Source organism: Bacillus sp. JKS001846 (assembly GCF_900176455.1).
GTDB lineage: Bacteria > Bacillota > Bacilli > Bacillales > Bacillaceae_G > Bacillus_A > Bacillus_A cereus.
The window spans coordinates 1,866,704-1,878,300 of sequence record NZ_FWYG01000001.1; the positions used below are offsets into that span (position 1 = coordinate 1,866,704).

The window sequence follows — 11,597 nt, forward strand, 5'->3', positions numbered from 1 at the left end:
AGGCATTTTATATGCATTTACATTTTACTCCGCGCCAAATTGTGGAAAAATTAGATCAATACATCATCGGTCAAAAAGACGCAAAGAAAGCGGTTGCTGTAGCGTTGAGAAATCGATATCGTCGCAGTAAATTAGCTGAAAATTTACGTGACGAAATTGCACCTAAAAATATCTTAATGATTGGACCGACAGGTGTTGGGAAAACAGAGGTAGCACGACGAATGGCGAAACTCGTTGGAGCACCTTTTATTAAGGTTGAGGCTACAAAATTCACAGAAGTTGGATATGTGGGTAGAGATGTAGAGTCGATGGTACGTGACCTAGTGGAAACATCGGTTCGTATCGTAAAAGAAGAAATGGTAGTGAAAGTTCAAGATAAAGCCGAAGAGCAAGCGAATCAACGTCTTGTTGAAATTTTAGTGCCGAGTCCAGAGAAACAATCTGGATTCAAAAATCCATTAGAGATGCTTTTTGGAGGCACTCAAAATTCGAATCAAACGTCTGATACACAAGAAGATGTTGAAATCGAAAAGAAGCGTCAAGATGTGGAGAGAAAGCTTGCTGCAGGGCTTCTTGAAGACGAAATTGTATCGATTGAAGTGACTGAACAACAGTCTTCCATGTTTGATATGTTACAAGGAACTGGCATGGAGCAAATGGGAATGAATTTCCAAGATGCGCTAGGAAGTTTTATGCCGAAAAAAACGAAAAAACGTAAACTTTCTGTAAAAGAAGCAAGAAAACTCTTGACAAATGAAGAGGCACAGCGCTTAATTGATATGGATGAAGTTACACAAGAGGCTGTTTATCGTGCTGAACAGCTCGGGATTATTTTTATCGATGAAATTGACAAAATTGCTGGTAAGCAGTCGAATAGCGTAGATGTATCACGTGAAGGTGTGCAACGTGACATTTTGCCGATTGTAGAAGGGTCGAATGTTGCGACAAAATACGGATCAGTAAAAACGGATTATATTTTATTCGTTGCAGCTGGAGCGTTCCATATGTCTAAACCGTCGGATTTAATTCCGGAATTGCAAGGGAGATTTCCGATTCGAGTAGAATTAACAAAATTATCGACAGACGATTTTGTTAAAATACTAATCGAGCCTGACAATGCGTTAATTAAACAATATATGGCATTATTAGCGACTGAAGGTATAGAAATTGAATTTTCAGACGAAGCTATTCGTAAGATTGCTGAGATTGCTTATCAAGTTAATCAGGATACAGATAATATTGGAGCAAGAAGACTTCATACGATTATGGAGAAGCTCCTTGAAGATTTATCGTTTGAAGCATCTGAAATTACGTTAGAGAAAATAACGATAACACCTCAATACGTTGAGGAGAAATTAGCAACAATTGCTAAAAATAAAGATGTGAGCCAGTTTATTTTGTAATAGTGTCATCAGGTGACTCGCCCTAGTTTCCAAGTGATGAAAAAATATGTGAGTAACATGTAGGAGGAACTTTTGAAATGGAATTATTAGCAAAAACGAGAAAATTAAATGCGTTATTACAGAGCGCAGCAGGGAAGCCTGTAAACTTTAGAGAAATGTCTGACACAATGTGTGAAGTAATCGAAGCAAACGTATTCGTAGTTAGCCGTCGTGGTAAATTACTAGGTTATGCAATTCACCAACAAATCGAAAACGAACGCATGAAGCAAATGCTTGCAGAACGTCAATTCCCAGAAGAATATACACAAAGCTTATTCAACATTACAGAAACATCTTCAAACTTAGATGTGAACAGTGCTTACACAGCATTCCCAGTAGAAAACAGAGAATTATTTGGTCAAGGTTTAACTACAATCGTACCAATCGTTGGTGGCGGTGAGCGTCTAGGTACATTAGTATTAGCTCGTCTTGGTCAAGAGTTCTTAGATGATGATTTAATCCTTGCTGAGTACAGCTCAACTGTTGTAGGTATGGAAATTTTACGTGAAAAAGCAGAAGAAATCGAAGAGGAAGCACGTAGTAAAGCTGTTGTTCAAATGGCGATCAGCTCATTATCTTACAGTGAGTTAGAAGCGATTGAGCACATCTTCGAAGAATTAAATGGAACAGAAGGTTTACTTGTTGCAAGTAAAATTGCTGATCGCGTAGGAATTACTCGTTCTGTAATCGTAAATGCACTACGTAAATTAGAAAGTGCTGGTGTTATTGAGTCTCGTTCTTTAGGTATGAAAGGAACATACATTAAAGTGCTAAACGACAAGTTTCTACAGGAACTTGCTAAATTAAAAACAAACTAATTTGTAAAAAACTCTCCTCGATTGAGGAGAGTTTTTTATGTGCAATGGATAGATGGTGCTTGTGAAAAGTGTCATAAGCGTGTTTTCTGAGAAAACTATTAATTGTATTTATTTTTTTGCTTAAAAGAAATGAAGGTTGGTAATACTGGAATTCGAGTATGAACAAAGAAAGTTTTACATTGTTCGCATTTTCGACTTGATTGTAATATTTCAGTATGATATAGTAAGCAGTGGTGTCAGTACAAAGTACACACGTTTACTGATTTAAGTGTTGGTGCTACGTTTGTAGTTTCGCTTAGAGATGAAGTAAACGGAGGATATCAAAAACCATTTAGGAGGAACTATATTATGTCAGTAATTTCTATGAAGCAATTGCTTGAAGCTGGTGTTCATTTCGGACATCAAACTCGTCGTTGGAACCCAAAAATGAAGCGTTACATTTTCACAGAGCGTAACGGTATCTACATCATCGACTTACAAAAAACTGTGAAAAAAGTTGAGGAAGCTTACAGAACGATGCGCGACATCGCTGCTGAAGGCGGAGACATCTTATTCGTAGGTACTAAAAAACAAGCACAAGAAGCTATTAAAGAAGAAGCAACTCGTGCTGGTATGTACTTCGTTAACCAACGTTGGTTAGGCGGAACTTTAACAAACTTCCAAACAATCCAAAAGCGTATCAAGCGTCTTAAAGACATCGAAAGAATGCAAGAAGATGGTACTTTCGAAGTACTTCCTAAGAAAGAAGTTGTTCAACTTAAAAAAGAGTTAGAGCGTCTTGAGAAATTCTTAGGCGGTATTAAAGATATGAAAGGTCTTCCAAGTGCATTATTCGTAGTAGACCCTCGTAAAGAGCGTATTGCAGTTGCTGAAGCACGCAAATTACACATTCCAATCATCGGTATCGTTGATACAAACTGTGATCCAGACGAAATCGATCACGTTATCCCAGCAAACGATGATGCAATTCGTGCTGTAAAACTTCTTACATCTAAAATGGCAGACGCGATCCTTGAAGCAAAACAAGGTGAAGAAACTGTTACTGCGTAACAAAGTTGGAAAGGTGATAAGGGGTTCGGCCTTTTATCACCTTTTTTAAGGTATAAACACCTTTATAAAAGGTATAAATACATATTTTAGGAGGATGAAAAGTATGGCAATCACTGCTCAAATGGTAAAAGAATTACGTGAAAAAACTGGCGCAGGTATGATGGACTGCAAAAAAGCTTTAACAGAAACTAACGGCGACATGGAGAAGGCAATTGACTTCTTACGTGAAAAAGGTATTGCGAAAGCTGCTAAAAAAGCTGACCGCATTGCTGCTGAAGGTTTAACTTTCATCGAAACAAACGGTAACGACGCTTTAATCTTAGAATTAAACTCTGAAACTGATTTCGTTGCGAAAAACGAAGGTTTCCAAACACTAATTAAAGAATTAGCTGCTCACTTATTAACTAACAAACCAGCTAACGTTGAAGAAGCTATGGCTCAAACAATGGAAAACGGTAAAAAAGTTGAAGAGCACATCAACGAAGCAATCGCTAAAATTGGTGAAAAACTTACACTTCGTCGTTTCGAAATCGTATCAAAAACTGATGCAGATGCATTCGGCGCTTACCTACACATGGGTGGACGCATTGGTGTATTAACAGTTCTTGAAGGTTCTACTGATGAAGCTGCTGCTAAAGATGTTGCAATGCACATCGCTGCAGTTAACCCTAAATACATCGACCGCGATGCTGTAACAGCTGAAGAAGTTGAGCATGAGCGTCAAGTATTAACACAACAAGCATTAAACGAAGGCAAGCCTGAGAAAATCGTTGCAAAAATGGTTGAAGGCCGTTTAGGCAAATTCTTCGAAGAGATTTGCTTACTTGACCAAGCATTCGTTAAAAACCCTGATATGAAAGTTCGTCAGTTCGTTGAGTCTAAAGGCGGAACATTAAAAGGATTCGTTCGCTACGCTGTTGGTGAAGGTATCGAAAAACGCGAAGACAACTTTGCTGAAGAAGTAATGAACCAAGTAAAAGGTAGCAACTAATACAGATTAGGGAACACATTGTGTTCCCTTTTTTAAAATAAAGATGTAAGCAATTGGAGGTTCATTATGAGTAAACCGAAATATAATCGTGTCGTTTTAAAGCTAAGTGGAGAAGCTTTAGCTGGAGAGCAAGGATTTGGAATTAACCCAACTGTTATTAAGTCAGTTGCGGAACAAGTAAAAGAAATTGCAGAACTTGATGTAGAGGTTGCTGTTGTTGTTGGTGGCGGTAACATTTGGCGTGGGAAAATTGGAAGTGAAATGGGCATGGATCGTGCAGGGGCAGATTACATGGGCATGTTAGCGACAGTTATGAATTCATTAGCTCTTCAAGATAGCTTGGAGAATATCGGAATTCAAACTCGTGTACAAACTTCAATTGAGATGCGTCAAGTTGCAGAACCTTACATTCGTCGTAAAGCAGTTCGTCACTTAGAGAAAAAACGTGTTGTTATCTTTGCAGCAGGTACAGGTAACCCATACTTCTCTACAGATACAACAGCAGCATTACGTGCGGCAGAAATTGAAGCAGATGTAATTTTAATGGCGAAAAACAATGTAGATGGTGTATATAATGCGGATCCATCTATTGATCCAACAGCTACGAAATATGAAACGCTTACTTACTTAGACGTATTAAAAGAAGGTTTAGGTGTAATGGATTCTACAGCTTCTTCTCTATGTATGGATAATGATATTCCATTAATTGTATTCTCAGTTATGGAAAAAGGTAATATTAAACGTGCCGTTTTAGGCGAAAATATCGGAACAGTGGTAAGGGGGAAATAAATATGGGACAACAAGTATTGAAGTCTTCAAATGAAAAAATGGAAAAAGCAGTTGCTGCTTATTCTCGTGAATTAGCAACAGTTCGTGCTGGCCGTGCAAACGCGTCTGTATTAGATAAGGTACAAGTTGATTACTATGGTGCACCAACACCAGTTGTGCAATTAGCGAACATTACAGTTCCAGAAGCGCGTTTACTAGTAATTCAACCTTATGATAAAACTTCTATCGGTGATATTGAAAAAGCAATTTTAAAAGCAGATTTAGGCTTAAATCCTTCTAATGATGGAACTGTAATTCGTATTGCATTCCCTGCATTAACAGAAGAACGTCGTCGTGATCTTGTAAAAGTTGTGAAAAAATATGCTGAAGAAGCTAAAGTTGCTGTTCGTAACGTACGTCGTGACGGAAATGATGATCTTAAGAAGCTTGAAAAAGCTGGCGAGATTACAGAAGATGATTTAAGAGGATATACTGAAGATATCCAAAAAGAAACAGATAAATATATTGCAAAAGTTGACGAAATCGCAAAAAACAAAGAAAAAGAAATCATGGAAGTGTAATAGCGATAACTTCGCAATTATGACCCTCTTCTTAAGGGGGTCTTTTTACACTTTTAGGCATACGTCTGCTTGCTGGAGGGTATGAATGATGTTTAAAAACTTTCCTTTTTTTAAAGGTAAAAAGGACACATCGTTTGATCATCTCGTTGAAGAAGTGAAAAAAGGATATATCCCAGAACATATTGCCATCATTATGGATGGGAATGGAAGATGGGCAAAGAGGAGAGCAATGCCTCGTATTGCGGGACATCATGAAGGTATGCAAGTTGTAAAGAAAATTACAAAATTTGCAAGTAAACTTAATGTGAAAGTGTTAACTCTTTATGCTTTTTCAACTGAGAACTGGAAAAGACCGAAAAAGGAAGTTGATTATTTAATGAAGCTTCCAGAAGAATTTCTAGGTACATTTTTACCAGAATTGATTGAAGAAAACGTACAAGTCCGAGTAATAGGGCAAAAAGATCGTCTTCCTACGCATACACGCAGAGCGATGGAGAAAGCCATGGAAGATACGAAAGAGAATACGGGATTAATTCTTAATTTCGCGTTAAACTATGGAAGTCGAGATGAAATCGTTTCTGCTGTGCAACATATGATGAAAGATAATGAGGAAGGAAAAATTCGTTCTGAAGAGGTAAGTGAAGAAATGCTTTCCTCCTACTTAATGACGAGTTCTTTACCTGATCCAGAGTTGTTAATCCGAACAAGCGGAGAGCTACGTATTAGTAATTTCATGTTATGGCAAATTGCATATTCGGAGTTTTGGTTTACAGACGTGTATTGGCCAGACTTCAAAGAAGAACATTTGCTAAATGCGATTACTGACTTTCAACATAGAGGGCGCAGATTCGGAGGCGTGTAGAAAGAGAGGGTTTGGTAGTGAAACAGAGAATTATTACTGGAGTGGTTGCTGCCGCGCTATTCATTCCCATCGTAATATACGGTGGCGTGCCTTTTACGGTTTTAGTGTATGCACTTGCTTCTATAGGTTTATATGAATTAATTCGTATGAATAAGCTTACGCTTATTTCAGTACCGACAGTTTTAGCTGCAGTATTATTGTGGATTCTTTTAATTCCAAGTAGTGCATCAGAACTGTTTACATGGATTGGATTAGGTAAATTGGAAATCACATTTGTGATTGTTTTATTACTTTTATCATATACAGTCCTTTCTAAGAATACATTTACTTTTGATAATGCTTCATTTTTACTGATGGCAACGACATATGTGGCAATGGGATTCTTATATTTAAATGAAACGAGAATATTAGGAATTAAATATGTATTTTGCGCATTATTTGTTATATGGGCTACTGATTCAGGCGCATATTTCGTAGGAAAAGCATTGGGCAAGAGAAAATTGTGGCCAGAAATCAGTCCAAATAAAACAATTGAAGGTTCATTAGGGGGCATCGTTTGTGGAATTATTGTGGCACTTGTTTACAACGTGTTCTTCCCAGTCGAATCGAATGTAGTAATTTTAATTGTGCTGACAATTATTATTTCTATTTTTGGACAAATTGGTGATTTAGTACAATCTGCTTTTAAACGTCATTATGGCGTAAAGGATTCAGGTACAATTTTACCTGGGCATGGTGGTATATTAGACCGAACAGATAGTTGGTTATTCGTTTTACCAATTCTCTACTTCTTATTACAATATAATTAATAAATGAACGAGGGGTTGGAGTCATGAAAAACATTAGTTTATTAGGTGCAAGCGGATCAATTGGTACACAAACTTTAGATGTATTACGCTCGCACCCAGACCAATTCCGTCTCGTTGCTTTTTCTGTAGGGAAAAATATTGACTACGCAGTAAAGGTAATTCAAGAATTTTCTCCGCAAATCGTCTCTGTGCAAAGAGAAGAAGATGTTTTAAAATTACAATCTGTTTCTGGTAATACAAAAATTGTATATGGTAGTGAAGGACTTTTAGAAGTAGCACTACATCCAGATGCGGAGATTGTAGTAAATGCTGTTGTAGGTAGCGTAGGGTTGTTACCAACACTTCGTGCAATTGAGGCGAAAAAAACAATTGGAATTGCAAATAAAGAAACGTTAGTAACTGCAGGACATCTTGTAATGGAAGCAGCACGAAAACATAATGTTTCGTTACTTCCAGTTGATAGTGAACATTCGGCTATTTTTCAATGCTTGAATGGTGAAAATGAAAAAAGAATTTCTCGTCTTATTATAACGGCTTCTGGTGGAAGTTTCCGCGATAAAACGAGGGATGAATTGCATCATGTGACCGTAGAAGATGCGCTTCGACATCCAAACTGGTCAATGGGTTCGAAAATTACAATTGATTCTGCTACAATGATGAATAAGGGACTAGAAGTAATTGAAGCACATTGGCTTTTTGGTATTCCTTATGAGCAAATCGATGTTGTTTTACATAAAGAAAGTATTATCCATTCTATGGTTGAATTTGAAGATCGTAGTGTAATGGCGCAGCTTGGTTCACCTGATATGCGAGTACCAATTCAATACGCACTTACATATCCGGATAGATTGCCTCTTTCAGACACAAAACAGTTAAACTTATGGGAAATAGGGACGTTGCATTTTGAGAAAATGGACCAAGAACGATTCCGTTGTTTACGTTTTGCGTATGAAGCTGGAAAAGCAGGTGGAAGTATGCCAGCTGTAATGAACGCAGCGAATGAAGTAGCTGTTGAAGCCTTTTTACAAAAGAGAATTGATTTCTTAACAGTGGAAGACCTCATTGAAAAAGCAATGAACCATCACAATGTCATTGCACGACCGAGCTTAGAGGAAATTTTGGAAATTGATGCGGCCACAAGACGGTTTGTGATGGAACAAATTTAGCAAAGGTGGTTATGGAATTGAATACAGCGATTGCCTTTATATTAATTTTCGGTGCACTCGTATTTTTCCATGAGCTAGGGCATCTATATTTCGCAAAAAGAGCAGGTATTTTATGCCGCGAGTTTGCGATTGGTTTTGGTCCGAAAATATTCTCATTTGAAAAGAATGAAACGGTGTATACGATTCGATTACTGCCCCTTGGTGGCTATGTAAGAATGGCTGGCGAGGATGCGGACACAGTTGAGTTAAAGCCTGGGAAAAAGGTTGGCCTTGTATTAAATGAAAAAGACGAAGTTGTGAAATTAGTTTTTGATGGATATGAAAAGTATCCAAATGTTCGTGTTATTGAAGTCGAACAAGCTGATTTGGAGCATAATTTAACAATTTCGGGCTATGAAGAGTACGAGGAAGAGCTTCAAACATTCCGAGTGAATGAAAAGGCTCGTATTATTACTGCGGGGGAAGAAATTCAAATTGCCCCGTATAATAGACAATTTGGCTCGAAAAAACTAGGGCAACGCGCTTTAACAATCTTTGCGGGTCCTGCAATGAACTTCATTTTAGCATTTGTTATTTTTGTGATTCTTGGATTTGTACAAGGGGTTCCTGTTGACAAACCAATGGTCGGAAAAGTGATGGATAACAGTGCAGCACAGCAAGCTGGATTGAAAGAGAATGATACAATTCAAGCTATTGATGGGAAAAACACAAGTACATGGAAAGATGTTGTTACTATTGTACGTGAAAACCCAAATAAAGAAATTACGTTACAAGTAAAGCGTGATAATGAACAGTTTAATGTGAAAGTAACGCCAACACTCGATAAAGAAGGTAAAGAAGAAGTTGGTAGAATTGGTGTCTACTCTCCTGTAGAGAAAACAGTGATGGGTTCTATTAAATCAGGTTTTGAACAAACGTACCAATGGACGAAACTAATTTTTGAGTCTCTTGTGAAATTAGTAACTGGTCAATTTTCTATTAATGAGTTGTCAGGTCCAGTAGGAATTTATAATCTAACAGATCAAGTTGTAGATTATGGGTTTACGCGTGTACTAAGTTTAGCTGCAGTTCTAAGCATTAATCTTGGTTTATTTAATTTATTACCAGTTCCTGCTTTAGATGGTGGCCGTTTATTCTTCTTCTTAATTGAAGCGTTACGAGGGAAACCAATTGATCGCCAAAAAGAAGGAATGGTTCACTTTATTGGTTTTGCATTATTAATGTTACTTATGTTAGTTGTAACTTGGAATGACATTCGTAAGTTTTTCTTGTAAAATAAAGTGAAACTTATAATGAAATAGAGCTCGTAGAATAAAATCCCTCACCTAACTCGAGGTGAGGGGTTTTACTGCGTGTAAGAGTAAAATGAAGAGGTGCAAATAAATGAAACAAAGTATGGTATTCAGTCCTACATTACGTGAAGTTCCAGCTGATGCTGAAATTAAGAGTCATCAGCTATTACTTCGTGCAGGTTTTATGCGTCAAAATGCTTCTGGTATTTATAGCTTTCTACCATTTGGATTAAAAGTATTACACAAAGTAGAACGTATCGTTCGAGAAGAAATGGAGCGCGCAGGAGCTGTAGAATTATTAATGCCAGCTATGCAAGCTGCAGAATTATGGCAAGAATCAGGTCGTTGGTATTCTTACGGATCTGAATTAATGCGTATGAAAGATCGTAACGCTCGTGAATTCGCATTAGGAGCGACACATGAGGAAGTAATTACGGATCTTGTGCGTGATGAAGTGAAATCATATAAAAAATTACCGTTAACATTATACCAAATTCAAACAAAATTCCGTGATGAGCAAAGACCTCGTTTCGGCTTATTACGTGGAAGAGAGTTTCTAATGAAAGATGCCTACTCTTTCCATGCTACACAAGAGAGCTTAGATGAAGTATACGATCGCTTATATAAAGCATACTCTAACATTTTTACTCGCTGTGGCTTGAATTTCCGTGCAGTTATTGCTGATTCTGGAGCAATGGGCGGAAAAGATACACATGAATTTATGGTATTATCTGATGTTGGTGAAGATACAATTGCATACTCTGACACATCTGATTATGCAGCAAACATCGAAATGGCTCCTGTTGTAGCTACGTATACGAAGAGTGACGAAGCAGAAAAAGCACTTGAAAAAGTAGCAACACCAGACCAAAAAGCAATTGAAGAAGTATCTGCATTCTTAAACATTGCAGCTGACAAGTGCATTAAGTCTATGGTGTTTAAAGTAGATGAGAAATTAGTAGTTGTACTTGTTCGTGGTGATCACGAAGTAAACGATGTGAAAGTGAAAAATGTATATGGCGCTTCAGTTGTTGAGCTTGCTTCTCATGAAGAAGTAAAAGCATTATTAAATTGTGAAGTTGGTTCATTAGGACCGATTAATGTAACAGGTGATATCGAAATTATTGCTGATCACGCTGTAGCATCAATTGTTAACGGATGTTCAGGAGCGAATGAAGAAGGGTTCCATTATGTAAATGTAAATCCAGAACGTGACTTTAAAGTAAGTCAATATACAGATTTACGCTTTATTCAAGAAGGAGACCAATCTCCAGATGGAAACGGAACAATTCTTTTCGCACGCGGAATTGAAGTTGGTCATGTATTCAAATTAGGAACTCGTTATAGTGAAGCAATGAACGCAACATTCCTAGATGAAAATGGAAAAACACAACCACTTATTATGGGTTGTTACGGTATCGGTGTATCTCGTACAGTAGCAGCAATTGCAGAGCAATTTAACGATGAGAACGGCTTAGTTTGGCCAAAAGCGGTAGCACCGTTCCATGTGCATGTAATTCCAGTAAATATGAAATCTGATGCACAACGTGAAATGGGTGAAAATATCTACAACTCATTACAAGAACAAGGCTATGAAGTGTTATTAGACGATCGTGCAGAACGTGCAGGTGTTAAATTTGCAGATGCAGATTTATTCGGTCTTCCAGTTCGTGTTACAGTTGGTAAAAAAGCAGACGAAGGTATTGTAGAAGTGAAAGTACGTGCTACAGGTGAGTCTGAAGAAGTAAAAGTAGAAGAACTTCAAACATATATTGCAAATATTTTAAAATAAGAAGAGGTACCTCGTAATGGGGTACC

General features: G+C 37.5%; 11 protein-coding genes. All 11 read left to right on the forward strand.

The window, feature by feature from the left end; all coding sequences use genetic code 11:
* Positions 1-11 precede the first annotated feature (11 nt).
* The 11 genes from hslU (at position 12) to B9A45_RS10320 (ending at position 11,571) form a co-directional block, all read left to right on the forward strand.
* On the forward strand, positions 12-1,403 hold the full coding sequence (gene hslU / locus B9A45_RS10270; protein WP_000550087.1) for an ATP-dependent protease ATPase subunit HslU: 1,392 nt from the start codon (positions 12-14) through the stop codon (positions 1,401-1,403).
* Between the two features lie 77 nt (positions 1,404-1,480).
* Positions 1,481-2,260, forward strand: a complete 780-nt coding sequence (gene codY / locus B9A45_RS10275) for a GTP-sensing pleiotropic transcriptional regulator CodY (RefSeq protein WP_000421290.1) — start codon at positions 1,481-1,483, stop codon at positions 2,258-2,260.
* A 348-nt stretch (positions 2,261-2,608) separates the two neighbouring features.
* Positions 2,609-3,310 carry a 30S ribosomal protein S2 gene (gene rpsB / locus B9A45_RS10280; RefSeq protein WP_000111485.1) on the forward strand — a complete coding sequence of 234 codons (702 nt, stop codon included), beginning with the start codon at positions 2,609-2,611 and terminating at the stop codon, positions 3,308-3,310.
* Between the two features lie 103 nt (positions 3,311-3,413).
* The gene (gene tsf, locus B9A45_RS10285) at positions 3,414-4,301 is read left to right on the forward strand and encodes a translation elongation factor Ts (protein WP_001018578.1); all 888 of its coding nucleotides are present in this window, start codon (positions 3,414-3,416) and stop codon (positions 4,299-4,301) included.
* Positions 4,302-4,367: 66 nt separating this feature from the next.
* A complete protein-coding gene (pyrH, locus tag B9A45_RS10290; protein ID WP_000042668.1) occupies positions 4,368-5,090 on the forward strand; it encodes a UMP kinase in 723 nt (240 codons plus the stop codon).
* A 2-nt stretch (positions 5,091-5,092) separates the two neighbouring features.
* The gene (frr, locus tag B9A45_RS10295) at positions 5,093-5,650 is read left to right on the forward strand and encodes a ribosome recycling factor (protein ID WP_000531501.1); all 558 of its coding nucleotides are present in this window, start codon (positions 5,093-5,095) and stop codon (positions 5,648-5,650) included.
* A gap of 85 nt (positions 5,651-5,735) precedes the next feature.
* Positions 5,736-6,512 (forward strand): isoprenyl transferase, encoded by a 777-nt coding sequence (gene uppS, locus B9A45_RS10300; protein ID WP_000971296.1) that lies wholly within the window; start codon positions 5,736-5,738, stop codon positions 6,510-6,512.
* A 17-nt stretch (positions 6,513-6,529) separates the two neighbouring features.
* Entirely contained in the window at positions 6,530-7,321 is a 792-nt protein-coding gene (cdsA, locus tag B9A45_RS10305) for a phosphatidate cytidylyltransferase (RefSeq protein ID WP_000813592.1), read from the forward strand.
* A 23-nt stretch (positions 7,322-7,344) separates the two neighbouring features.
* The gene (dxr, locus tag B9A45_RS10310) at positions 7,345-8,487 is read left to right on the forward strand and encodes a 1-deoxy-D-xylulose-5-phosphate reductoisomerase (protein ID WP_000790372.1); all 1,143 of its coding nucleotides are present in this window, start codon (positions 7,345-7,347) and stop codon (positions 8,485-8,487) included.
* 17 nt (positions 8,488-8,504) lie between these two features.
* On the forward strand, positions 8,505-9,761 hold the full coding sequence (gene rseP / locus B9A45_RS10315) for an RIP metalloprotease RseP (protein ID WP_001090245.1): 1,257 nt from the start codon (positions 8,505-8,507) through the stop codon (positions 9,759-9,761).
* Between the two features lie 109 nt (positions 9,762-9,870).
* On the forward strand, positions 9,871-11,571 hold the full coding sequence (locus tag B9A45_RS10320) for a proline--tRNA ligase (RefSeq protein ID WP_000814333.1): 1,701 nt from the start codon (positions 9,871-9,873) through the stop codon (positions 11,569-11,571).
* Positions 11,572-11,597: the final 26 nt, after the last annotated feature.